This is a genomic window from Neisseria sp. P0020.S005 (assembly GCF_051957055.1).
In the GTDB taxonomy this organism is placed as follows: domain Bacteria; phylum Pseudomonadota; class Gammaproteobacteria; order Burkholderiales; family Neisseriaceae; genus Neisseria; species Neisseria subflava_A.
The window spans coordinates 1-25,518 of sequence record NZ_JBQCWV010000009.1 but is presented as its reverse complement, the minus strand read 5'-3'; the positions used below and the strand labels follow the sequence as shown (position 1 = coordinate 25,518).

At 48.3% G+C, this 25,518-nt stretch carries 19 protein-coding genes and 1 pseudogene; 10 read left to right on the top strand and 10 right to left on the bottom strand.

What is annotated here, in order from left to right; genetic code table 11:
* Window positions 1–41: 41 nt before the first annotated feature.
* Both ACTHTU_RS08170 and yddG read right to left on the bottom strand, forming a co-directional pair.
* The gene (locus ACTHTU_RS08170) at window positions 42–1,352 is read right to left on the bottom strand and encodes a sulfate adenylyltransferase subunit 1 (protein ID WP_440362262.1); all 1,311 of its coding nucleotides are present in this window, start codon (window positions 1,350–1,352) and stop codon (window positions 42–44) included.
* A gap of 129 nt (window positions 1,353–1,481) precedes the next feature.
* A complete protein-coding gene (gene yddG, locus ACTHTU_RS08165; RefSeq protein WP_440362261.1) occupies window positions 1,482–2,396 on the bottom strand; it encodes an aromatic amino acid DMT transporter YddG in 915 nt (304 codons plus the stop codon).
* Window positions 2,397–2,578: 182 nt separating this feature from the next.
* Here yddG and ACTHTU_RS08160 point away from each other — a divergent pair, with 182 nt between their 5' ends.
* The 6 genes from ACTHTU_RS08160 to ACTHTU_RS08135 all read left to right on the top strand — a co-directional run bounded on the left by ACTHTU_RS08160 (window position 2,579) and on the right by ACTHTU_RS08135 (window position 7,836).
* Window positions 2,579–3,004 carry a MarR family winged helix-turn-helix transcriptional regulator gene (locus ACTHTU_RS08160; protein WP_440362260.1) on the top strand — a complete coding sequence of 142 codons (426 nt, stop codon included), beginning with the start codon at window positions 2,579–2,581 and terminating at the stop codon, window positions 3,002–3,004.
* Window positions 3,005–3,015: 11 nt separating this feature from the next.
* On the top strand, window positions 3,016–3,885 hold the full coding sequence (locus ACTHTU_RS08155) for an ABC transporter six-transmembrane domain-containing protein (RefSeq protein ID WP_314589320.1): 870 nt from the start codon (window positions 3,016–3,018) through the stop codon (window positions 3,883–3,885).
* A gap of 27 nt (window positions 3,886–3,912) precedes the next feature.
* The gene (locus ACTHTU_RS08150; protein ID WP_004520006.1) at window positions 3,913–4,236 is read left to right on the top strand and encodes a DMT family transporter; all 324 of its coding nucleotides are present in this window, start codon (window positions 3,913–3,915) and stop codon (window positions 4,234–4,236) included.
* A 190-nt stretch (window positions 4,237–4,426) separates the two neighbouring features.
* Window positions 4,427–6,217, top strand: coding sequence for an assimilatory sulfite reductase (NADPH) flavoprotein subunit (locus ACTHTU_RS08145; protein ID WP_440362259.1), 1,791 nt, complete (start codon window positions 4,427–4,429; stop codon window positions 6,215–6,217).
* A 449-nt stretch (window positions 6,218–6,666) separates the two neighbouring features.
* Complete coding sequence (locus ACTHTU_RS08140; protein WP_440362258.1) at window positions 6,667–7,173, top strand: hypothetical protein; 507 nt, start codon at window positions 6,667–6,669, stop codon at window positions 7,171–7,173.
* A gap of 90 nt (window positions 7,174–7,263) precedes the next feature.
* Window positions 7,264–7,836 carry a hypothetical protein gene (locus ACTHTU_RS08135; protein ID WP_440362257.1) on the top strand — a complete coding sequence of 191 codons (573 nt, stop codon included), beginning with the start codon at window positions 7,264–7,266 and terminating at the stop codon, window positions 7,834–7,836.
* Window positions 7,837–7,963: 127 nt separating this feature from the next.
* Here ACTHTU_RS08135 and cysI read toward each other — a convergent pair whose 3' ends face one another.
* The 4 genes from cysI to ACTHTU_RS08115 all read right to left on the bottom strand — a co-directional run bounded on the left by cysI (window position 7,964) and on the right by ACTHTU_RS08115 (window position 11,764).
* Window positions 7,964–9,721: an assimilatory sulfite reductase (NADPH) hemoprotein subunit gene (cysI, locus tag ACTHTU_RS08130; RefSeq protein WP_440362256.1), complete on the bottom strand. Its 1,758-nt coding sequence runs from the start codon at window positions 9,719–9,721 to the stop codon at window positions 7,964–7,966.
* 169 nt (window positions 9,722–9,890) lie between these two features.
* On the bottom strand, window positions 9,891–10,424 hold the full coding sequence (locus ACTHTU_RS08125; RefSeq protein WP_003678634.1) for an inorganic diphosphatase: 534 nt from the start codon (window positions 10,422–10,424) through the stop codon (window positions 9,891–9,893).
* Between the two features lie 84 nt (window positions 10,425–10,508).
* Window positions 10,509–10,973 carry a dihydroneopterin triphosphate diphosphatase gene (nudB, locus tag ACTHTU_RS08120; protein WP_440362255.1) on the bottom strand — a complete coding sequence of 155 codons (465 nt, stop codon included), beginning with the start codon at window positions 10,971–10,973 and terminating at the stop codon, window positions 10,509–10,511.
* A 137-nt stretch (window positions 10,974–11,110) separates the two neighbouring features.
* Window positions 11,111–11,764, bottom strand: coding sequence for a phosphoesterase (locus tag ACTHTU_RS08115; RefSeq protein ID WP_440362254.1), 654 nt, complete (start codon window positions 11,762–11,764; stop codon window positions 11,111–11,113).
* 86 nt (window positions 11,765–11,850) lie between these two features.
* On the opposite strand from ACTHTU_RS08115, the gene ACTHTU_RS08110 reads away from it, so the two are divergent.
* Complete coding sequence (locus ACTHTU_RS08110; protein WP_440362253.1) at window positions 11,851–12,294, top strand: RpiB/LacA/LacB family sugar-phosphate isomerase; 444 nt, start codon at window positions 11,851–11,853, stop codon at window positions 12,292–12,294.
* A gap of 32 nt (window positions 12,295–12,326) precedes the next feature.
* Here the strand turns inward: ACTHTU_RS08110 and ACTHTU_RS08105 are convergent, their stop codons facing one another.
* From ACTHTU_RS08105 to ACTHTU_RS08095, 3 genes are all read right to left on the bottom strand, one after another.
* The gene (locus tag ACTHTU_RS08105; protein WP_440362252.1) at window positions 12,327–13,805 is read right to left on the bottom strand and encodes an RNA ligase; all 1,479 of its coding nucleotides are present in this window, start codon (window positions 13,803–13,805) and stop codon (window positions 12,327–12,329) included.
* A gap of 218 nt (window positions 13,806–14,023) precedes the next feature.
* Complete coding sequence (locus ACTHTU_RS08100) at window positions 14,024–14,722, bottom strand: DUF4145 domain-containing protein (protein WP_440362251.1); 699 nt, start codon at window positions 14,720–14,722, stop codon at window positions 14,024–14,026.
* 161 nt (window positions 14,723–14,883) lie between these two features.
* Window positions 14,884–16,458, bottom strand: a complete 1,575-nt coding sequence (locus ACTHTU_RS08095) for an RNA-binding protein (RefSeq protein WP_440362250.1) — start codon at window positions 16,456–16,458, stop codon at window positions 14,884–14,886.
* Window positions 16,459–17,488: 1,030 nt separating this feature from the next.
* Here ACTHTU_RS08095 and ACTHTU_RS08090 point away from each other — a divergent pair.
* From ACTHTU_RS08090 to rtcR, 3 genes are all read left to right on the top strand, one after another.
* Window positions 17,489–18,244 (top strand): tRNA(His) guanylyltransferase Thg1 family protein, encoded by a 756-nt coding sequence (locus ACTHTU_RS08090; RefSeq protein ID WP_440362303.1) that lies wholly within the window; start codon window positions 17,489–17,491, stop codon window positions 18,242–18,244.
* A gap of 13 nt (window positions 18,245–18,257) precedes the next feature.
* Window positions 18,258–23,585, top strand: coding sequence for a RecQ family ATP-dependent DNA helicase (locus ACTHTU_RS08085; protein ID WP_440362249.1), 5,328 nt, complete (start codon window positions 18,258–18,260; stop codon window positions 23,583–23,585).
* Window positions 23,586–23,673: 88 nt separating this feature from the next.
* Window positions 23,674–25,296, top strand: coding sequence for an RNA repair transcriptional activator RtcR (rtcR, locus tag ACTHTU_RS08080; protein WP_296185746.1), 1,623 nt, complete (start codon window positions 23,674–23,676; stop codon window positions 25,294–25,296).
* A 117-nt stretch (window positions 25,297–25,413) separates the two neighbouring features.
* On the opposite strand, the pseudogene ACTHTU_RS08075 reads toward rtcR, so the two are convergent.
* A pseudogene (locus ACTHTU_RS08075) lies at window positions 25,414–25,518 on the bottom strand (IS1595 family transposase); the annotation flags it as partial.

Below are 25,518 nucleotides of genomic sequence, written 5' to 3'. Positions count from 1 at the left end.
TGAAACTTCAGACGGCCTTTTTTTTTATTTCAACTTTTCTTTTAAATTTCAAAACTGTTTGCTTCGCAGATTTTGCGTATCATGCCTGCCGCGACAGTATGGTTGGTGGCTTCGTCAATCAAAATAAACGCGCCTTGTGCATGATTCTCTTCGTATGCGGCAGCGGCGAGCGGCTGTTGGGTTTTGAAGCTGATACTTCCGATGTCGTTGAGCTTGAGCGTTTCAGCGGATTCAACCCGGCTGAGGGTGTTCACGTCCCAAACGTAGGCAATTTCGCTGATTTTTACGGGCGTGGTTTGGGTAGTGTGTTTCAACAAATATTTGCGGCGCAGATTGAGCGGAATATCGTCAAACCAGCAAAGCGCGGCTTGAAATTGTTGTTCGGGAACAATGACACTGTCGGCTGAAACAATGCTGTTGCCGCGTGAAATATCGATGTCTGCATCCAAAACGACAGTCAACACTTCCCCTGCCTCGGCAGATTCGGTTTTACCGTTTGCATTATAGATTTCGGCAACTTTGGCAACATGGCCGCTGGGTAAAACTTTGACTTCATCGCCCACTTTCAGACGGCCCGCTTCCAATCTGCCTTGATAGCCGCGGAAGTCGTCGCTGCTGCTGCCGTCTTGGCGCGCCACACGTTGTACGGGAAAATGCGTGGCTTGGTCGGCGGCATTTTGACGGTTGACTGGCAGGCTTTCGAGCAAAGGCAAAAGCGGCAAACCTTGATACCACGGGGTTTGACTGCTTGCATTGACGATATTGTCGCCTTTCAAGGCGCTGATGGGCAGGAAGTGGATTTTTGCTTTAAGGCCGATTTGCTCTGCCAGTTTGCGGTAGGCCTCGGTAATGGCTTGATATTTGGCTTCGTCAAAGTCGAGCAGGTCGAGTTTGTTTACGGCGACGATGATGTTGGGGCAGCCCAGAAGTTTCAGAATCGCACTGTGGCGTTTGGTTTGGGGCAGGAGGACAGGTTCGCTGCCTGAAAAATCGACGCGTGTGGCATCGACCAAAATAATAGCGGCATCGGCAGTCGATGCGCCGGTAACCATATTACGCGTGTATTGTTCATGTCCCGGCGTATCGGCAATGATGAATTTGCGTTTGGGCGTGGCGAAATAACGGTAGGCCACGTCAATGGTAATGCCTTGTTCGCGCTCGGCGGCAAGGCCGTCTGTCAAACTGGCAAAGTCGGGCGTTTCGCCGTTTTCAGTGGCACGGTTGAGCTTGTCAATCTGGTCGGTCAGTAAGGTTTTGCTGTCGTAGAGCAGGCGGCCGATGAGGGTGGATTTGCCGTCATCGACACTGCCGGCGGTAATGAAGCGTAAAAGCGGAGCGGAAGCTGCGGTCATGATTCTTTCCCATTTCTCGTGATTTCTCAAACTGACTGCTACTTTAAACAGGCCGTCTGAAAATGGGAAAGAATGTTTGGTTGTTAAAAAAGCTGTTTTCGTTATATCGCAAAGCTATGGGATATTGCTTCACGCCCCCCGTTTTCTCCGGGTTGCCAACCAACACACAATCGATCCTAAACACACCATTCCCGCCCCCTGCCAAAATGTCATGGACAAAGGCGCGCTGATCAAAAATGATGACACTACCGCAGACAATACCGGAATGAAATAAGATGCACCCGCCAATACGGTCAGGTTGCCACGCGAAATACCGATATTCCACACTGCATAGCCCAAACCCATGCAAGATGTGGCGGCAACGGCATAGCCGAGCGATACAGAATCAAAACTCAACGTATCCGCGCCGCTGAGAAAATACTCTATCCACAAAAGTATCGACACCAGCGCAAAGAAGAAGCCGACGCTGCTGCCTTCCGCCTTTACGCGCGCCGTCAGCGTGCAATATGCCGCCCAAAACACTGCGTCCGCAAATGCCATGATGTAGCCGCCGGGATTGGTGCGGACATTGTGGTAAATGCCGGAAATCGATAAGCCGACATCGCCGCCCAGTACAGTGGCAATCCCAAAAAACGACAGCACAAAGCCGATGACTATCCACCATTTTGACGGCTGTTTATTGAAATATACCGCTCCGACAATGGTAAACGTCGGCCACAAATAATTGACCATGCCGATTTCTACCGCCTGTCTTGCGTTTTGTGCAAAGCCGACCGAGAGCGACAAACACAGTTCGCAGCCGACAAAAAACACGCTTGCCCAAAACAGATAGCTGCGGTTGTAATTGCGCAAATGCGGCCGGCCAAAAATCAGCCAAATCAATACGGTGGACAGGGTGTACATCATTGCCGCGCCGCCCACTGCCCCCATATGCAGGCTCAAAGAGCGTATCAGAGAAATGACAAAGCTCCACAAAGCAACGGCAAGCAGCCCGATGGCAGTGGCTTGTTTAGATGAAATATTTTGAGATAAGAAATGAATCATGGCGTATGTGCTAAAGATGGTTTTATTAGGTTTATCGTAGTTTGAATATATCGTTTCTACATTAATTATTTTAACGGTTTCAAGGCCGTCTGAAAATGATTGTTTCAGACGGCCTTCTATTTGCAATTAGTCCTAAATATGACTATAATCCGCATCCAATTAGTCAATATCGAGACCAATTTATGAATCAACTTGACCAACTCGGTATGCGCATCAGCCACATAGACAGCGCATTTGACCAATGGATTAAACAGCAAAACACCAACTACAATACCTTCGCCGTTCTCTACACCTTAGCCACCGAAGGCAGCCGCACTCAAAAATACATAGGCGAAGAATGGAGCCTGCCCAAGCAAACCGTTTCCGGCACATGCAAAACGCTGGCCGAACAAGGCTTGCTGACATTTCACGAAAGCGAACAAGACAAACGCGAACGCTTATTGTCGCTGACCGAGCAAGGCAAGGAATCCGCTGCACCACTGGTGCAAAACATGCAAGAATTCAGCAAACGAATTTTTACCGCCTTCGGTGAAAAACGTGCAGTCCGACTGTTTGCCGATTTGGACGCATTGGCCGAATTAATGGCGCAAACCCTCAATACTAAATAAGGAGGGCAACCATGTGGAAAATGTTGAAACACATCGGTCAAACACACCGCCGCAAACTCATCACAACCTTCTCTCTCGTCGGCTTGGATAATCTACTCTTGCTGGTATATCCCGTGTTTGGCGGCTGGGCGATTAATGCCGTTATGGAAGGCAACGTCTGGCAGGCAATGTTGTATGGTGTGGTGGTTTTATTAATGTGGATAATCGGAGCCGCCCGCCGAGCAGCCGATACGCGCACATTTACCCAAATCTATACCGAAATCGCCGTCCCGGTCGTTTTGGAACAGCGCAAGCGAGAAGTACCGCATTCCGCCATTACCGCACGCGTTGCCCTATCGCGTGAGTTTGTCAGTTTTTTTGAAGAACACCTGCCCATCGCTGCTACTTCGCTGGTCTCCATCTTCGGTGCATGTATGATGTTGCTGATATTGGAATTTTGGGTGGGCGTATTGGCTGTCGCGATACTTGCCCTGTTTTTATGGTTGCTGCCGCGTTTTGCCGCCATCAGCGAAAACCTATATTTCCGTTTAAACAACCGGCTTGAACGCGACAACCACCTCATCCGCGACGGCAACGAGCATCAGCTCTACCGCCACTATGGCTGGGTTGCCAAACTACGCGTGCTGATTTCCAACCGCGAAGCCTTAGGCTATCTCAGTATCGGCATGGCGATGAGCGTATTATTCGGCTTTGCCTTTATACACATGACGCTTAAAGGCTATGGCAGCGCCGGCCATATCTATTCCGTCAGCACTTATTTATGGATGTTTGCAATGAGCTTGGACGATGTACCGCGCTTGGTCGAACAATACTCCAATCTAAAAGATATCGGACAACGCGTTGAACTCTCGGAAGAAAACAATCTTTCCAAGGCCGTCTGAAACCTTAACACACTATCAGGACATATTATGAGTTGGTTTTATTTAATCTTAGCCGGTATGCTGGAAATCGGCTGGCCATTGGGCTTGAAATTGGCACAACAGGAAGGCTACCGCTGGCATGGCTTTGCCGCCGCGCTTGCCTGCATCGTCGGCAGCGGATACTTCCTTTACCTTGCCCAAAAAAGTATTCCGATGGGTACAGCCTACGCCGTCTGGACAGGCATAGGCGCGGCAGGGGCTTTTTTGGTAGGCGTTGTATTTTTCAACGATGCCGCCAACTTCGGCCGCTGGCTCGGCGCATTTCTCATCATCTCAGGTGTCGTAGTGATGAAACTCTCCAGCGGAAACTGAAAATCTCGTTTCTATCCAATCCAAGGCCGTCTGAATGAGCATGTCCAGACGACCTAATACCTTCCCGAATATAACGAAATCATCTTAAATTAAAACCAAGCATTCTTTCCTTTTTTCAGACGGCCTGTTTAAAGTGGCGATTGTCCATTATTCAAACAATCGGTTATAGCCGTCCAACAAAGGAATCCAAATGAGCCAAGCCAATCCGCTTCCACCCGAACTCTCCGTCCAACTCTCCACACTATCCCCTACCCAACTTGCCTGGCTCTCCGGCTATTGCTGGGCGCAAAGCCAAGGCATATCCGGTATAGCAGCCGAACCATCTTCCCTGCAAACAGCCACCTCAACAGTCAGCCGCCGCGTATTAGTCCTCTCCGCCTCACAAACCGGCAATGCCCGCAGCGTTGCCGAATCATTACACGCCAAACTTCAAGCCGCCGGCGTAGAAGCCCGCCTCAGCAGCGCAAGCGATTTCAAAAGCAAAACCCTGCCCGACGAAGACATCGTGCTTTTAGTTACCTCCACCCAAGGCGAAGGCGAACCGCCCGAAGAAGCCCTGCCCCTGTACAAATTCATCTACGGCAAAAAGAAACCTGATCTCAGCAAACTGACCTTTGCCGTCTTAGGCCTTGGCGATTCCTCCTATCCCAACTTCTGCCAAGCAGGCAAAGACTTTGATGCCAAATTTGCCGAACTGGGCGCAGGCCGTCTGAACGACTTGGGCATTTGCGACTTAGAATTCCAAACCGATGCCGACGCATGGATTGCCGCCGTCGTACCCAAAGTAGCCGAGTTAACTGCCCAAGCAGCAAGCCCAAGTACAACCGCTGCACCAAACGGCTCGGCAACACCAAGCAACGATGCCGTCTACACCAAAGAAAAACCCTACACAGCCACCCTCTCTGTGCGCCAAAAAATCACCTCGCGCGATGCAGAAAAAGACGTCGAACACATCGAAATCGACCTCAGCGGCTCCGGTCTTCATTATCAGGCAGGCGACGCGCTCGGCGTATGGCCGCTGAATGCCGCCGACCTCGTTCAAGAAATCCTCGACCTCAACCAACTGAACGGCAACGAAACCGTCCAACTTTCAGACGGCCGCGAAACCGACATCCGCACAGCCCTGACCGAATCCGCAGACATTACCCAAAACACACCCGCCTTCGTCCAACAATACGCCGAATTAACAAACAACGAAGAACTCAAAACCATAGTCGCAGATAAAGCCCAACTGGATGCCTACCTCGCCGCCACACCGCCCGTAGGCGTATTTGCCGCCCATCCACACCCACTGGACGCACAAACCCTATACAGCCTATTCCGCCCACAAACCCCGCGCCTTTACTCCATCGCCTCCGCCCAAGACGAAGTCGGCGAAGAAGTCCACCTTACCGTAGGCGTCGTCCGTTTCAACCACCACGACCACACCTACACCGGCGCAGCATCCGGCTACTTGGGCGAACGCCTCGAAGAAGGCAGCGAAATCCGCGTCTTTGTCGAACACAACCCCAACTTCCGCCTGCCCCAAAACGGCGATACCCCCATCATCATGATCGGCGCAGGCACAGGCGTCGCCCCCTTCCGCTCCTTTATACAGCAACGTGCCGCCAATGGCGACAGCGGAAAAAACTGGCTCTTCTTCGGCAACCAACGCCTGGCCGACGACTTCCTCTACCAACTCGAATGGAGCGATTGGCGCAAAGACGGCCTCCTCACCCGCGCCGACCTCGCATGGAGCCGCCAAGGCGAACACAAAGTCTACGTCCAACACAAAATCACCGAACGCGCCGCCGAAGTTTGGAACTGGCTGCAACAAGGCGCACACATCTACGTCTGCGGCGACGCTACACGCATGGCACGCGATGTCGAAAACGCCCTGATCGAAGTCATCGAAACCCAAGGCAAACTCAGCCGTGACGAAGCCGAAGACTACCTCAACGATCTGCGCGAAGACAAACGCTACCAACGCGACGTTTATTGATTGGATAAACAAAAATAAAGGCCGTCTGAAAGCTGAATTTCAGACGGCCTTTTTAAAGAGCCTGCTCGGATTGTTATCAATTTACCCGGTTTTGCATTATAATTATGCAAATTTGACTCACTCGAAAGAAAATAAATTGGAAGGATTACAACAACTTGTAGATTTATTAGTGGGTTTTGTCGATTGGATATTGAAATTACTGGCATTCTTGTTTTAAACTACGTTCCATTCTTTTATACATTAAAGACGTATTTTCATTATGCAAACCGCGCAACGCTCTGCTACTTTCTTCTATTGGTACCACACAAACGTGCGGTACTTTTTTGCGCTTGTCTAAAACAGACCAAATTGAAAATACGCAAATTAGAGCCGCCTCATTTGAGCGGCTTTTTTTATACCCACCATGGCCGCTTAAATCCACCCATTTTTAAGAAATAAGGAATACAGCCATGACTGCCTCAACTAAAATCCACAGCCAAACACAAATGTTACACACCTGCCGCATGGTCGTTGACAGCAACAGCCACCACAGCATGCTCAACATGCACACTTTGCCTGATTCGCCTGACAGCCTCATCAGCGAAGCCCTGATTCCGCAAGTGCGCACCATCGCGACTTTAATTGCCGCAGAGCGCCACGACTTCAATCAAAACAGCCCCAACGTTTTTACTGATGAAGCAGATTTCTTTGCAGCGCGTATTTTGGTTTTGGGTGTACGCCGTTTCCATTTGGATATTACCCTGCTGCCTATGCTCAAAACCGCCAACAAACGCGCCGAAGCTTTCGCCAAACGCCATCACATGCCCTTCTCTCCCGCTGAAATGCAAATGTCCCTGCACACCCGCCGCCCTGCCAACCTGCTGATTATCGAAACCGAACACGAAATGCCTGCACTGGGCAATCTGGCTGCTAACAGCCGTGCATTTGCAGCGCAACTTTCCAACATTATTTTGTAAAACCACTTGAAAAACAGGGAAATGGTTTAATATTAGGCAAACACACTCCGCCGAAATCTCGGCAAAGACAAACCTCTCTCAGGAAAAACAATGAAAAAACTGATTGCCTTAGCCGCCCTTTCCACTTTTGCCCTCGCTGCCTGCAAAGACAATACCCAAGCGCAGCTTGAGCAGCAACAAAAACAAATCGAAGCATTACAACAACAGTTGGCACAACAAGCAGGCCAACAAGAAGACAATACGGTTTACCAGCTCACGCCTGAAGCCGTGAAAGACACCATTCCTGCCGAAGCACAAGCCAACGGCAACAACGGCCAACCGGTAACCGGTACAGACGGCCAACAATACATCTACGACCAATCCACCGGCAGCTGGCTACTGCAAAGCTTGGTGGGAGCGGCAGCCGGTGCATTTATCGGCAACGCATTGGCCAACAAATTCACACAGGCGCGCAATCAAAACAGCCCGATTGCCCGTCAGGCCCGTACTAACTATTATCAAACCGCACGTCCAAACGGACGCACCAGCCAACAGCTGAATACGCGCACCCTGCGTGCCCAGCAACAAAACGCTCAACAGCAACAGCGTTACCGCGAAACCGCGCGTCAGCCTTCCAACTACCGCCGCCCCAGCATGGGTCGGGGCTTTGGCCGCCGTCGCTGATTCGGTTTATACCCCATCTTTGATATAAACTCGCACAATATAAAAGGCCGTCTGAAAATCAGATTTTCAGACGGCCTTTGGTTTTCTCTATTTTCTTATTGTAGACTTGTGGATCTGTCTGTATGCGTTATGCCCAGAAGTCTCGCGGAGCGTCCAATACAGGTTTGACGATGCCGGTACGGATGGCGAAATCGCCAAAACCTTCATCATCTAAACGGTTTCGAGACCAATCTGCCACCCAGCCTTCGACAATTTCAAGGATTTCAGGTTCGGTAATGTTTTCTTTAAACAAACGAGGAATGCGGGTGCCTTCACGGTTGCCGCCTGCGTAAAGGTTGTAGCGGCCGACCGCTTTACCGACCAAACCGATTTCTGCCAGCATGGCGCGGCCGCAACCGTTGGGGCAACCGGTTACGCGCAAAACGATGTATTCGTCTTCCAAGCCATATTTGGCGAACATTTCGTCAATTTTATCGGAGAATGTCGGCAGGAAACGTTCGGCCTCCGCCATTGCCAGCGGGCAAGTCGGCAAGGCAACGCAGGCCATCGAGTTCTCACGCTGGATAGTAATCGATTTGCTGATTAATCCATGATCTTTGGCGATTTTATCAATCGTATCTTTTAATTCCGGCGGCACATTGGCAACCACCAGATTTTGGTTGGCCGTCAGACGGAAGTCGCCGGGATGGATTTTGGCAATTTCGCGGATACCTGTTTTCAACGGCCTGCCGGGATAGTCGAGCAGGCGGCCGTTTTCAATAAACAAAGTCAAATGCCAGTTGCCTTCATGTCCTTGTACCCAGCCGATATGGTCGCCGCGATGCGTAAATTCGTAAGGGCGGATAGGTTCAAATTTAATGCCCATGCGCCTTTCGACTTCTTCTTTGAACACATCTACGCCGACGCGTTGCAGCGTATAGCGTGTACGCGCTGCTTTGCGGTCGCTGCGGTTGCCCCAGTCGCGCTGGGTGCTGACGACGGCTTCGGCGGCGTTGAGGGTGTATTCCAGCGGAACGAAACCAAATTCGTAAGAAGTGTTCGGATAAGTTTTGGTATTACCGTGTTCGCTGGATAAACCGCCGCCGACCAATACATTGAAGCCCACCAACTTGCCGTTTTCTGCAATCGCCACAAAACCCAAATCGTTGGAATGAATGTCCACATCGTTATCGGGCGGAATCACAACGGCGGTTTTGAATTTGCGCGGCAGATAGGTTTTACCCAAAATCGGCTCTACGTCGTCGGCAATTTCTTTATTGCGCGGCTCGGTCGGCTCGGTCGAGAACACTTTTTCACCGTCCAGCCAGACATCGGCATATGCCATGGTGCGCGGCAGGAGGTGCATACTGATGCGCGCCGCCCATTCGTAGGCTTCTTGATGCAACGTGCTTTGCACCGGATTGCTGGTACACAACACATTGCGGTTGACATCGCTGGCTGTGGCAATGGAATCGAGACCTAGTTTGTGCAATGCCTGATGTGCCTGTTTTAAATCGGTTTTCAAAATGCCGTGGTATTGGAAGGTTTGACGGTTGGTCAGGCGGATAGAGCCGTAAATCGTATTTTCACCGGCAAATTTGTCGATACCCAGCCACTGCTTCGGCGTAATGATGCCGCCGGGCAAACGGCAACGCAACATCATGTTTTTTAAAGGCTCAAGTTTTTGTTCGGTACGCTCGGCACGGATATCGCGGTTGTCCTGTTCGTACATGCCGTGGAAGCGGATAAGCTGAAAGTTATCGGCAGTAAAGCCGCCGGTAAAATCGTCTTTCAACTCTTCCTTAATCGTACCGTGCAGATAATCGCTGCGCTCTTTCAAGGCTTCGTTGCCAGACAAAGGCGTCTCAGGCAGCTTGGCGCGTGGGTCAGTTGTGGTAGCAGTCATTGAAGCACTCCTTATTTTTGGTATAGGCGTTACTTTAATGAGGCCGTCTGAAAATGAGAAAGAATGGTTTGTTTGTTTTAAAGACGATTTTGTTATATCGGTTTGAAACATAAAAAGGCCGTCTGAACTTTGCTTTCAGACGGCCTTGATATTGGACGGGACAAACCGATTAGGCTTGTTTGTTCCAACGTTCGATGGATTCTTTGATGACTTGTTTCGCTTCTTCTACATCGCCCCAAGATTCAACTTTAGTGGTACCTGCTTTTTTCAGGTCTTTGTAGTGGTTGAAGTGGAACTCGATTTGTTTGATCAGTTGTTGCGGCAAATCGGCCAAAGTTTTGTAGGCATTGCCGTTATTGCGGTCGTCGGCTGGAACACAGACGATTTTGTCGTCCACTTCGCCGTCGTCAACAAATTTCATCACGCCGATAACGCGTGCTTCCAGGAAAATACCGGTTGCCAAAGGCTGCTCGGTAACCAGCAATACGTCCAATTCGTCGCCGTCTTCATCCAAAGTTTGCGGAATGAAGCCGTAGTTGGTCGGTTTGGCGAAAATTGCCGGTTCAACGCGGTCGAGTTGAAAAGCGGCTAATTTGCGGTTCCACTCGATTTTGTGGTTGCTGCCCGCTGGGATTTCGTTGACAACGTTGATGATGCCGCCGTCCACATCGCCCGGGGTCAGGATTTTGTTGAAGTCTGCCATGATGGTTTCCTTTGATTTTAAAGAGAGTCAAACGGCGAAAGTATAGCAAACCCAAGGCCGTCTGAAAATGTGAAACTGTCGTATTCAGATTGTCTTTTTAGCATTCAGCCTTTTGACCAATTCTAAAATTGCGCGTTTATTGGAAGGGGAAAACACTTTTTCCGCCGCTTCTTCCGCACCAAACCAACCGTAGGCAACGTGTTCGTCCGGTTGCAGGACGATGGGCGTATCGCGCGGAATTTGGGCTGAGAAGATGTGTTCGCGGTTTTCAAAAACGCCTTTGGGATAGCGATGGCGCCAGTGATGATAGATTTCATAAATGGTGCTGTCGTGCCAGTTTTCCAGCTGTCCGTCTGCAAGGCGGATACCGGTTTCTTCCCACACTTCGCGCCATGCGGTTTCTTCGATACGCTCGCCCTCTTCCAAGCTGCCGGTGACCGACTGCCAAAAACCTTGCGGCGCCGTACGTTCAATCAGCAGGATATTGCCGTCTTTATCATGCAAAACGACCAAAGCGGAAACGGGATACTTCAAAGGCTTACCACTCATGACTTGTCCTTGCCGGATTGATTGGGGAGGCTGATTTTTTGTAGTAAGTAAGCCAAAAGGTTTTCCATGTATCACTCAAAAATGGGAAATTGATATTCAGACGGCCTTTGCCGGAAATCCGCAAAGGCCGTCTGAAATTATACCTGATTTAACTGCGCCAGTTTCCGAGACACCAGCTCAGCCGCTTCTTCCGGCGAGTTGGCTTTCAACCCTGCTTCGCCAAAATACGAAATTTTAGGCAAATCGCACAAAAACTTATCGACGTCTTGTGCCGTCAAAAAACGGCCGTGCAAATCAAATCCGACATTTAAAGCACGCCCTTTGATTTCCGCCACCCTGTCATGCAAATGGCCGTACAAGTGATACCAGCCCTGATAACAGCCGTCCCACTCCTGAATCGGATAGTGAAAGAGAACCAGCGTATTCTTAATTTCCGGCAATTTGAGTTTCAAATACGGCCGTATGGACGACAGCAGCGGATGGCCGTCATGCTTGGTTTGGCTGCGGAAAAAATCGGCATGCTGCCGAATCACATGATCATGATTGCCGTAAATCAAGTGATGTTGCCCGTTCAAGCGCAACAAAACGCGCTCTATCTGCTTATGGTCTTGGGCAAAGGAAAAATCGCCCAAGTTGTACACCGTATCTTCAGGCGAAACAGTTTCATTCCATGTCCGGATTAAAAATTCATCCATCTGCTCCACGTTATCGAACGGTCGAAATTGCGGGCAAAATTTGGCGATGTTTTTATGTGAGAAATGTAGGTCTGATGTGAAGTAGGTTTTGCTCATACCGTGCTCTCTGCGTTGCAAGCTTGAATCGTATCACGCGCAGGCGTATGCTGAATAATGTTTATTGTATGCTTCAAGGAGTTTTTATGCGTTTGGTTATTGCCGCGCCGGCCAACGGCGTAATATTGAAAGACGCGCTCAAAGTGCATCTTCAAAACGACGCGCGCGTCAGCAGCTTGGTCGATTTATCCTCGCCAGAAGGAACCTATCCGCAACTCTCGTTTGCCGCAGCCGAAGAAGTCGTCGCAGGACGCGCCGACCGTGCGCTGTTGATTTGCGGCACCGGCGTGGGCACGGCAATCGCCGCCAATAAAGTGCGCGGCATACGTGCGGCAACTGCGCATGATTTACTCACGCTCCGCGGCTCGGTGGAAAACTATGATGCGCAGGTTTTATGTATGGGGCAAAACGTGATTGCCGCTCCGGCTGCTTGGGCATTGGTCGATATCTGGTTGGACTTGCGTCACGACACAAACAGCGGCTATGCACCTAAAGTCGGCGAAATTGAAGCATACGAGCGCGGAAAATAAATACATGTTGCTCCATATATTTTCAGACGGCCTTACAGTTGCCGCAAGAATGCTTGGATAAACGCAATCTTATCCAATTCCGGTATGGCGTTGAACGCTTCGCGATGCTCGCGGATGTGGTCGATTAAAGGGTAAAACTCTTCGTCGACGTGGCGTTTGTCGAGCTTGCGTCCGATGTTGCCTTCGTTGCTTCGTCCCAGAAACTTGGAAATCAAGTAATACGGCGATTTGAGTTTGAACAGCATTTCGCCGTTTTGGGCATCAAATACCATAAAGCCTTCGTGTTCCACATTTTTCAGACGGCCTTTCAGCTCGCCGAACGTGATGTTTTTCAGCATTTCAGGGCGGCGGACGCCGTATTGTTTGCCGATTTCGTCCAATTCCGCTTCGCTAAACTGACGGCCTGTCGCCACGTCGATGCAGCCGATTAAGGTTTCCCCCAACTCTTCGCGGATGATGTGTACGTCTTTCGCGTCTGTGATTTCAAACAAAAAAGTATGGTTCGGATATGCACGGAACAAGGTTTCGTATTGCGCGCAGTGTGCAGCGGTCATGTCCGCGAACGCGCTATCAAGCGAACCGGTAGTCGAATACAGCACTTTGCCGTCAAACGCCGCGCCGTGGGACGGATGGTCGTCTGAAAGCGAGACGAAAGTACAGCAGCCGAGGAAGCCGTTTACTTTCACCACCGCGTCCACCAATTTCTCGTCGCCGATTCGGATCGGATAACGGCTGCCTTTGGCAATACGTTCCGAATAATTGAACACTTTTTTAAACGGACGCACGATGATTCGATTATGCGCGTCGATAATCAAACCGCGCATTTCCAGCAAAGCATCATCAAAGCGGTTGTTATAGAACACGCTGCGTGTGTATTTCAACACGCGCAATTCGGGATAACGCTTGGATGCTTTGGCAGTAAAGTTACGGCTGCCGTGTTGCAGATAGTGATCGGTCACAAAGGTTTGCTGCGCCTCATCAAACACCAGCGGCTTATGCTCGACAGCCTGCATCTGTTCGATTTTTTCTAACTGCTCCGCATTTGCCGGTTGCACGGCCTCGATATGGATTTCGTTTGCCACACGGTTTTGGTTCAACTTGATATACGTCGCCAACACATCATGCTCTTTTACGCCGTGCAGGTTGGGATAGAAATTGTGCAATCGGTAGATCTCTGTTTCAAAACCGCTTTTCTCCGCCTGATCCAACAAATGACGGCAACGCGAAGCTTTTTGGTTGGTATTCGAATTAATGATCAGAATATTTCGATTCGGATTTTGGCGTCCAAATCTCAAAGTTTCAGTCATAAAAACATTACCACGTTTTTGCGCCTTATCCACCGCTTCGCCCGACCAACGATATTCACCGTATTCATCGGTAATAAACAAATCGTTTTCAATACGGACAACTTCCGCATCCGGATACTGTGCTTTAAATTCGGCGGCTTTTTGTTTGGCGAAAGTCGATTTTCCCGAACCTTGATGACCACGGATTAATATGAATTTTTGCATAGCGCTTGGTTTCCTTATTTGGGTTTTCAGACGACGTTTGGTGTTTGAGGTCGTCTGAAAATGATTTTCTTATGTCTTCATGATAATTGTTTGGTTGGCTTACCAGCGCTGGTATAGTTTGCTTGGTTTTTGTTGCTCAAAAATTTGCGCCCATTTTCGTTCGTAATTGACCATAAACCTTCTGATAGATTTACGGATTAGCGGCTTTCTTAATATTTCTACTTAAAATCTTGTTGACTTTTGATTTTTTTAAACTCTTTAGGGTATATATATAGCGTTTTTAATAAATTCTCCAAAATATTAAAGGCTAAGGTTAGTAATTCGATTGGTTGTGGTTCAATTTGATGTACAGATTCATTTCCAATAGTTCGTATAGCATGTAAAATATCTTTTGAGTCTTGTGATAAAATCCCTTCTTCAACTAATAAATCAATTTTTTTGAAAAGTTTATCACTTTCAGAGGCATTAATTCCTTTTTTTCTAATTTGATCTAAGCAAATCGCTTCCGTTAAGATACGTAAACCAACAGCACCAAGCAAATTAAATTTATGCTCTAAAGAGAAGCTAGTTTCTTTATAGATTTTTCTGCACTTATTGGGAATTAAGTACAAATCATCCATATCAATTGGTTTACGTTTAGTGCTACGTTCGGGATAGATTTCTTCTTTTTCAAAATATACTATGTCTCCATCAATATTATGTTCATATTCCTCGCTATTAGAAGAAAGTTTTCTGAAGCTAATATCATCACATCCATCACATTTTATAATTTGAAAATTTGTACGAGAATCAAAGTTATCATCACGATAGGTTTCTTTATAGTCAACTTTTATAGAATGGTTAGTTATGTTATTACATTGTGAGCAAAATGTTTTGATTTTTTGATTGACATTAGTATATAAACTATAATTAAACATTATATTTCCTTTTTAAATTTGAAGAATTAAAGATTTTTACATGTAAAATTTATTTTATATGATTCATATTAATTATTATATTACGTGAAAGAGGTGTCTAAAATATAATTCTAAAAAACTAAAAATTCACATTTCAGATTTACTTTCAGACGGCCCCTTGGCTAATTTACCGCTGCCAACGGCGTTTTCTCAATCTCTTCTACCCAGAAATCTGTACCCATGCCTCGTTCGGCAAAGGAACCGATCAGCGAGAATACTTGGTCGGAGAAGCCGCCGATGTTCAAGATATCGTGACGGTTTCGTGCTTGAGCCTTGGTGTAGGGCTGGATATCCAGACAAACGAGTTTGGCTTCTGGACAACGTCGTTTCAGAATATTCCACTCTTTCATCAGGCTGGTTGTGGCGCCCCATCCTTGGCTGTCATCTGCCCAACTTTCGTTGTCTGATACGATGACGACCAAATCCACGTCGGCTTTTTCACGGTTCAACATGGCAAGCGGTGCGCTGCATGCCGTTCCGCCTCCGCCGATATTGGCGAGTTTTTCGGCGTTGGTCATGATGCTGTCGCGTGGGTTGAGCTTCACGTTTACCGTGATTTGTTCAAACGGTATCACGCGAGCTTGCGGATTCGTACGCAACATGGCGGCGGACACGAGCGCGGCAATGTCGATGCAGCGGGTTTTGCTGGTCGCGCTGCCGCGATAGCCTGTAACCGAGCTGTGCATAGAGCCAGAAACGTCCGGACAAACCACGACTTTGCCTTGTATGACCGGTACATTTTGTACGGCGGTTTCCATCGCATCCTGCAGGGCTTCGCGGATTTCAAACGGTATCTGTTCAGATGTCGCCTGATAGGCAGTCAGCAACTGGTAAGGCAACACACGGGCGCGGGCAATGGCGGTTTCGTCACGCAGTTTTTCTGCCACCATTTTGATGTTTTTGCTTTTCGCAAACACTTCGTGGCGCAGGAAAGTGTTCAGGTTTTGACGAACCTGCTGCCATGAGCCGTTATGGGCGATTTGCGCCCAGTCGCCGCTGTTCAATTCCAACGCAGTGAGCATTTGGAAAGGAACGTTGGGCAATGCGCCTTGGTGGCTTTGTTTGTAGTCTTCAAAAGCGCGGGTAATGGGCGGCAATGCTTCGCGGTCGTAAGGTTTGCCGATCAGCCATGCAAACCATGCGGCACGCCATGCTTCACACGGTTTGGGGTGCACCATTTTGACCACGTCTGCCAGCGACGGCGAATTACCGACGGCGGCGTTCAACAGTTGTTTTTCGGTGGCGGTCAAAAGCCAAGTCTGCATCAGTTTTTTCGGACGGTTGCCGAAAGATTTTCTGCCGACTGCGCCGCTGCGGATAATTTGTGCGAAATTACGCAACATTTTACCGTTATCCACTACTTGGTCGAATACGCGGGCGAGCATGTTCACGTCTTTTTGCGCCAACACGGCAAGCAACAGCGCAGGCATATCTTTCATCAAACCTTTTTGACGGGCATATACGGCAGTTTTGGCGATAAACTCGGCATCCAGGCTTTCTGCCAATTTCAGCACTTGGTCAAGCTGACTTTGGGCATCGGCATAGTAGGTATTGTTCAGACAACCGGTAGCGGCAAGCTGGGCGAGCTGTTGTTTAGGTGTCAGCGTGTAGGCGATGCCGCCGGCTTCATTATGGGTATCGGTTTTAGTAAAACGGTTTTTAATAGATTGAAACAAGGTAGTATTAGCCATTTTCATTTTCTTTCATATTGTTGGTTTGAGGCCGTCTGAACTTGTTTTAGCTTTGTTTTTCAGACGGCCTTGAATGGGTGGCAGTGTGGCGGCTAAAGATGAAGAGAAGCGTTTTTAACTGAAAGCTAATGTATTCTCCTCCGGGCATCCGCCTACTGCCGTAGGGCGACTAGTTTAATTAGGATCATTCGGGTTTGTAGCAAGCAAGGAATGTAATCCTAATGGCATTCGCCCATAAGGGGTGGCACATTGGGTAACAAAGAGTGGAGAAATTTTTACGCGCTCTATCCACTGAGCTACTCTGCCATAGTTGGCGGCAGAGACGGGACTCGAACCCGCGACCTCGAGCTTTACAGGCTGTAATTCCTCCGGCATTTGCCGTTTGCACCGAAAACAGTTTTTATATCAGCCCGCCTGAATATTTCAGACGGCCTCGAATGAGTGGCAGCGTAGCGGATAAACATGAAAAGAAACGGTTTTAACGTGAAAGGTTAATGTACTCTCTTCAAGCATCCGCCTGCTGCCGTAAAAATAATATGGCACGCAACAAGTTTTTCAGGGAAACATGCCTTTACTCTACCAACTGAGCTACTCTGCTATTTTGGATAACAGAGACAGGACTCGAACCTGCGACACAAGGATATCCATGTTGTAGTTTCCCTAGGCATTTGCCTGTCATATTGGAAAAGGGTGGGCGACTAAATAAACAAGACGTTCAACGTCTATCAGACGAGACAGGATTCGAACCTGTTAAACCAAATGTAGTCTTGTTGGCATTCGTCCTGTAACCACACAGCAACTAAATTTACGGAAAATTTTTCTCCGGTAACTGTATTTCCCGAAGCATCTGCTGTATCGTTACATTCACTACATAGCCAACAACGTGCCAAGAATAAAATTTTTATAAAAATAATTTTTAATTTATTGAATATAAAGAAAATAAATTTTAAAGTGGCTTTTATCAGCAAGAAGCGTAGAATACTAAAAATATATTTATAGATAGTTATATAGAAAATAAAATATACAAGGATATATGATGCGATTCGATGATTTGGACAAACGCTTGCGACAATACGAAACCGCTTATGATTTTTGCGTACCACAGGAAAATTTTATTGTTGTTCGCTTAGACGGGCGCGGTTTTACACGACTAACCAAGGAAATTTGGCAGTTTGAAGCCCCATTCGACATTCGTTTCCGCGACCTGATGGCACACACCGTCCGTCATTTGATGAAATGTGGCTTCAATGTGGCGTACGGCTATTCGGAAAGCGATGAAATTTCACTATTGCTGCGTCGAGACGACGATACGTTCAAACGCAAAACGCGCAAAATCATTTCGGTATTGGCTGGTGAAGCCAGCGCCGCCTTTTCTGTGGCGCACGGGCAGACCGCCGCTTTTGATGCTAGAGTTTGCGTTTTGCCGAACGAAAAACTGGTGGTTGATTATTTCCGTTGGCGGCACGAAGACTCATATCGCAACGCGCTCAACGCCCACTGTTATTGGATGCTACGCAAAAAAGGCGAAAGCGTGTCCCGCGCCACAGAAGCGGTCAGCGGTCTCACGCGCGCGCAGAAACATGATTTGCTGTTTGAACACAATATCAATTTCAATGAATTGCCCGCATGGCAGAAACGCGGCTTCGGTGTGTATTTTCAGACGGCCTTAAAAGAAGGTTTTAATCCGAAAACTGACGAAACTGTACAAGTAAAACGCCAAATCCTGCATACGGATTTCGAGCTGCCGTTGGGCGATGATTACGGCGCGTTTATCTTGGAAAGAATTGTTTAGAGGTCGTCTAAAAATGAATACTGCTACAAAAGGACAAATCCCCGCTGTTCTTATCATTGATTTGGAAGTCGATCCAAAAACCGACAAGCCGTTCAAAATCGGTGCATTCCGCCCCGACTCAGGTTTGTTTTTTGAAAAAGCTTTTCGTGGAGAAAAGGGTTTTCATACCGCCTTGTGTGAAATGGCTCATCTGACCAGTGGATTAAAGTGGCTGATGGGGCACAACATCCTCGGGCACGATTTAAAATATTTGAAGGCCGTAGTGCCCGAAGCCGCATGGCTTAAAGTGCCTGTTATCGATACGCTGTGGCTCTCGCCTTTGGCATTTCCGCAAAATCCGTATCACCGACTAATCAAAAACCATAAAATCATCTCTTCTGAAATTAATTCCCCACTCTCCGACTGTCACGCTTGCTGGCAGCTTTTTCAAGACCAATGCACTGCGCTCGGAAAAATCAAAGCCGAAAAGCCCGAGGAGTTTGCGCTGTGGACAGCCCTGTCTGATATACCCCTGCCGTATCGTCTTTCAGAAGACATTATGATTCCCGAGCGTGATACATCGCCAGATGTCAAGAAACTGATCGACACTATTTGGTTGATGATGCAGGACAACAATGATCAAGGTCGTCTGAAAGTCTGCCGCACACGTTTTTTGGAGTTAATGAAAACAGACATCCGTAATCCTGCCATATATCCTTCCCTCGGCTATGCCTTATCTTGGTTAAATGTCTCTGGTGGTAATTCTGTGTTAGCTCCGTGGGTGAGGCACCAGTTTCCCGATACGGCTCGGCTGATTGCCGAATTGCGCGACCATGATTGCGGTAGTACGGAATGCCGTTATTGTCAGGATACGCTCAATCCTGAGGCGCAGTTACAGCGTTATTTCAAACTACCGACTTTTCGCGATGTAAAAGGATTTGATGGTGGACAACGTGCTGTGGTGCAATCAGGTATGAAGGGGTTGCATACGCTGGCGGTGCTGCCCACGGGCGGCGGCAAATCCTTGTGTTATCAGTTGCCAGCACTCAACCGCTACTACCGCAACGGAGGCTTGACAATAGTTGTTTCACCGTTGCAATCGCTGATGAAAGATCAATTGGACGGTTTGGAAATAAAAGGAGCTACCTGCGCTGCTATGCTTAACGGCTTGGTTGAGGTGGTTGAACGCGCCCAAATTTTAGACAAAATAGCTTTGGGCGATATCGGCATTTTGTTTGTCGCGCCTGAACAGTTCCGCAACACCAGTTTTATTAACGCTATTTCGCAACGCCAAATCAACGGCTGGGTATTCGATGAGGCACATTGCCTGTCGAAATGGGGACACGACTTCCGTCCAGACTATCTATACGCAGTCAAATTTATCGCTGAACACAGCAAAAATAACGGTACGGTGGCTCCGGTAAGTTGTTTTACTGCTACTGCCAAACCCGATGTCCTCGCCGACATCACTAACCATTTCCGTGTGGAGGCTGGTATTGAGTTCCGCCAATTTATTGGTGACAACGAGCGCGACAATCTGTTTTACGATGTGCTGGAGATTTCAGATGGCCTTAAAAAGCAAAAAATCAACGAGCTGTTGCATCGTGAACTTGATCATCAAAGCGGTGGAGCCGTGGTATTTGTCGGACGGCGGAAAAGTGCGGAAACCTATTCGGCTTACCTGAAAGAACAAGGCTGGGCATGTGAGCATTTCCATGCAGGCTTGGGGAACAACGAAAAAGCCGATATTCAAAACCAGTTTATTGGCGGTAGTTTGCGCGTTATTGTCGCCACCAACGCCTTTGGTATGGGGGTGGACAAATCTGATGTGCGCCTAGTGATTCATGCCGAGATTACCGGTTCGCTGGAGAATTATTTGCAGGAAGCGGGTAGAGCAGGGAGGGATCAGGCAGATGCAAAATGCGTGTTGCTTTATGACGGAAGAGACGTGGATACGCAGTTTTCCATCAGCAAAATGTCGCAAATCGAATTGCGCGATTTGAAATCCGTGTGGAAGAAAGTCGGTTGGCTGAATCAAGCGGCATACGGCAAAGACCATTGCGGTGAAATCGTGGCTACAGGTGGAGAAATCTTGCGCGACACCGAGGAGTACATGAGTTTTGACAGCGATGATAGACAGGCAGATACCAAAGTCAAAACCGTATTGGCATGGTTGGAACGTGCAGATTTATTAGAGCGTAAGGAAAATCAAACCCGTATTTTCCCCGCACGTTCAGGTCGTCTGAATCTAGATGAGGCGCTGGCGATTATTGAAAAAAACAAGTTCAGCAAGCGTATCTCGGAAATTTACCAAACCATTGCCGAAATTGTGTTTCAAGCGCCAGAAGACGCGCCTTTGAGTACCGATGATTTGGTGCAGGCAACAGCATGCAGTTTCACTGAATTGCGCGGTCATCTAAAAAAACTGGAAGAATTGGACATTCTTACCAACGATACACACATGACCGTTATTTTGCGTACTGATAACAAAAAGCCTGCTGATAAACGTCTGGCGCAAGTTATCGCTTGGGAAGAGAAACTTTGGCAGATTTTAAAAAACGAAATTCCAGAAGCAGATCAAGGCATTTGGCAAAATCTCTCGTTGAATGCTGTTTGCTACCAAATGAATGAAGCAGATTTGGAAACCAATCCGGCTGAAATCAAACTTTTGATGCAGTCGCTCGCCGATGATAAGGCGGCACAGCGGACAAACAGCAGCGGCAGTTTTCAAATCCGCGATGTTGGCAACAACCTTTTGAAAGTGCGTTTCAAGAATCCTAAGAGCGACAGTTGGGAAAACTTGCAAAACAACGCCGAGCTTCGCCGAAATATCAACCTGTGCCTCTTACCATTCTTGATGGCAAAAACCAACGGAGTGCGTCAAAAAGACGTAATGGTGGAAACCCGCATGGGTGAATTGGTGCAGCAGATTGCCGACGATTTGGTATTGTCGGTGCAAATCCCCGCCGACCGTCGTGAGCTTCTGCTCAAGCAGACTTTGCTGTTTATGCACAAACAAGGTGTGATCAAACTCAACCACGGCATGACTATTCTGAGACATGCCATGACTATTATCCCTAATCCTGAAGCACTCTCAGCCAAACGCCAATATCTTGTGGAGGACTATAAACCACTTTCTGTTTTTTACAGCGAAAAACGTTTTCAAATCCATGTGATGCAGGAATACGCCCTTCGTGCATTGAAAAACCTTGCCGAAGGATTGAATTTGGTGCGTGATTACTTTGGTTTGGAAGAAAAGAATTTTAAAAATAAATGGTTTAAAGGTCGTCTGAAAGAATTGGACGAGCCTGCATCGCCACAAACCCTGCGCGAAATTACAGATGGGCTGAATGAGATGCAGAAAACCGTTGTTACCGACCAAAGCGGTAGTAACCGTCTTATTCTTGCCGGACCAGGTTCAGGCAAAACGCGAGTTATTGTGCACCGGGTTGCCTACCTTTTGCGGGTGCAACATGTTCCCGCATCCGCCATCATTGTTTTGACTTTCAACCGGTTGGCGGCGCAGGAGGTCAAGCGCCGCCTGTTCGGACTGGTCGGTCCTCTTGCTGCTGCCGTTACGGTCATGACTTATGACGGTATGGCAATGCGGCTTTTGGGGGTTCGTTTTGACGGCAACAGCCGAGAATATGGCAAAAGTCAGTTTAAAGAATGGTGCAGGCAGGCTGCCGCTATGCTTTCAGACGACCTTGAAAACGATGATGGTAGCGACGAGACACGCGAACATATCATGGCAGGTTTCCGCTATATTCTGGTAGATGAATACCAAGACATCAGCGAAGAACACTACCGGCTCATTTCTGCGCTTGCGGGTAGGAAGCGGGCTGAAGAAGACAAGCTGACCATTCTGGCGGTCGGCGACGATGACCAAAACATCTACGCCTTCAACGGCACCAGCAACGAGTACATCCACCGTTTCCAAAAAGACTACGACGTTGCCCAACCCGATTACTTGACCTACAACTACCGCAGTACACAATACATCATCAGCGCTGCCAACAGCGTGATAAACGGTATGACAGGTCGTCTGAAAACACTGCATCCGATTGTTATCAACCCTGAACGTCAAACACAGCCCAACGGTGGCGTATGGGCTTCAACAGACAGCGAAAGGCAGGGGAGTGTGCGCCACATCAGCCTGCCGTTCGGTAGCAGCAGCAACATACAGGCACAAGCGGTTATTGCCGAAATAGGTCGTCTGAAAACCTTGGGCGCAGTCACATGGAATGAGATTGCAGTTTTATCCCGTCATAATGCTAGTCTCAAACCTCTGCAGGCATGGTGTGAACAAAACGGCATACCTTATTTTTTGAGTGCCGACAAAAGCAGCAAAATCAAATTGCGCCACACCCGTGAGTTTGTCCGCCTGATTGATGGCGTGGAAAAACAAACCGAAGGCTTTACATCACAAGCTTTTGCAGAACTTATTAGTGAACAAGTGAAAAAAAGCGGTGGCAGTTGGTGCGTTTGGTTTAGGCAATTACAAACTGATTTCTTAAACGAATATCCACTGCAAGATGAGAAGCTACCTGAAAAGTCGGATAACTTTGCAGAGAGTCGTGAGGCAGAAATCCAAGCGTCGCCCATAGAAGACAACGGGTCGTCTGAAAACGGTAGTGGCACTGTTAACCGATATTCGTCTGCCTTTCTGAAAAGCTGGCTCTACGAATATGTAGGTGATGAACATGAAACCCGTTCGGAAGGTATATTTCTAGGCACGGCGCACGCAGTCAAAGGGTTGGAGTTTAAGCACGTCTTCATTTTAGACGGCGGTTGGCAGGGAGTTGACGAAGCCGAACAGAGGCTTTATTACGTCGCTATGACTCGTGCCATAGAAACACTGACCCTACTGCAAACTACTCCAGAGCATCCTTGGATGACAAAGCTACCTGATGATATTGAAAACGTGGCTCAAATCTTTACCGAATTACCTGAGTTGAATACCGAATACAGACGTTTGGCAGCTTATCGAAACACGGCAGTCGAGGGAGAAACCGATAGCAAAAGTGATTTGGATATCGACTTCATTGTCTGTCACAACAATGTCGAAACTGTGAAACAACGTCTGTTTGCTGCTGCGAAGCTGAAAAAAGACGACCCACTGGAAATGAAGCGGACGGAGGATGGCAGATATATTTTCCTTTCTGATGATATTGAAGTTGCCCGTACCGTCAAATTACCACCGTTGCCGACAAAAACTACCGCCTATGCCAACACTTTCAGAGTACGTTATTTAGACGAAGTCGGAGAATCATTTCGCCAACGTATCCCAGAAAAAATCGGCACTAAAAAGCTGGAAAAATGGACGCTTGTTATTCCTATGTTAGTGATACCGCCTGAGTAAAAAGAGTTTTTCAGGCTATCTCAAACATGAAGAAGGCAGCTTGAATACAAGGCTGTCTGAGACTCGAACGGAATAAACGGAATAAAAGATGAGTAACAAAAAACAAGTCGCCGTCAGCTTTCTCGGTACGGTGTTGGACAGCGGTTTTGGTCAAGGGCGTTGGCAGAAGTGGCGGCCGAATGTCGCCATGAATCAGCGTCAGGATTTTCATCTTGACCGCATGGAGCTGTTTTATGCGGAAAAATACCGCGAACTGGCGGATCATGTAAAAGCCGATATTCAGCAGGTGTCGCCCCACACAGTCGTCAATCTCGTGTCTATGGAGTTGGCAAACCCGTGGGATTTCTCCGAGGTTTATACCAAGCTGCACGACTGGGCGGCGAGCTATCCATTTGATACAGAAGAAGAAACCTATCTCACCCACATCACGACAGGTACACACGTTGCCCAAATCTGCCTGTTTTTATTGGTGGAATCGCGTCAAATCCCCGGCGTACTTTTACAAACCGCCCCTCCCAAAAACCAAAGACGCAGTATGGAGGACGGCAATGTCGGCAGTTATGAAATCATCGATTTAGACTTGGCTCGTTACGACGTACTGGCCGAACGCCTTGCCGCCGTACGCGATGACGCAGTGCGCTACCTGAAAAGCGGTATTTCCACCCAAAACGCCGCTTTCAACCGCATGATTGCCGAAATCGAGCAAGTCGCGCTCAACTCCCCTTCCCCCATTCTGCTTTCCGGCCCCACAGGCGCAGGCAAATCCATGCTGGCACGTAGGATTTTTGAATTGAAAAAAGCGCGCCATCTGATTAAAGGCACGTTTGTCGATGTAAACTGCGCCACCCTTCGCGGCGACGGCGCAGCATCTGCCCTGTTCGGCCATAAAAAAGGCGCCTTTACCGGCGCCGCAGAAAAACGCGAAGGCTATCTAAAAACAGCCGACGGCGGCGTATTGTTTTTAGATGAAATCGGAGAATTGGGCTTAGACGAGCAAGCCATGTTGCTCAAAGCCATTGAAGAAAAACACTTTTATCCCGTCGGCAGCGACAGCGAAGTCAAAAGCGACTTCCAACTCATCGCCGGCACCAACCGCGACCTGCGCCACGAAATTCGTGCCGGACGCTTCCGCGAAGACCTGTTCGCCCGCATTAATATCTGGAATTACCCACTGCCCGCACTCGCCAACCGCCGCGAAGACATCGAGCCCAACGTCGAACACCAGCTCGCCCTAGCCTCGCAAGAACTCGGCCGCACTACCCGCTTCAACAAAGAAGCCCTAGCCGCCTACCTTGACTTCGCCCACTCCAACCAAGCACCGTGGCGCGGTAATTTCCGCGACCTCGCCGCCAGCATCATGCGTCTGGCCACACTCGCGCCGCAAGGTAGGATACAGGTAGAACAAGTCCAAGCTGAAATCGAACGCCTCAAATGGTTATGGTCGGAAGAACCCTTTTCAGACGGCCTCCTACATAAAAGGCCGTCTGAAAAAGCACAAGACTACCCCGATAAAGTCGATTGGGACACATTGGATTTGTTCGACAAACTACAACTGCAACACGTCATCGACGAATGCCGCAAACACCCCAACATGGCCTCTGCCGGCCGTGCATTGTTCAACGTCTCCCGAACAGAAAGGGCAAAAGTCAATGACAGCGATCGATTGAGGAAATATTTACAGCGATTCGGATTAGAATGGGGAGATATTTAAGTAGAGTGAGCAAGAAGATTTTGCAAAATCCTCCTTATGCTGATTCTAGTAAATATATAATTTTAATAGTACTTTTATTACTATTTATAAAAATAAAGGGGCTGACGTAGATTAGCCCTAAATTCCACACCAATCCCGCAGGATTTTAAGCTGTTGAGACGGTGTGCCGAAGTTAAATCGAAATTCGCATTCTTTCAAGAACAGCGGGAACGATTTGCGATC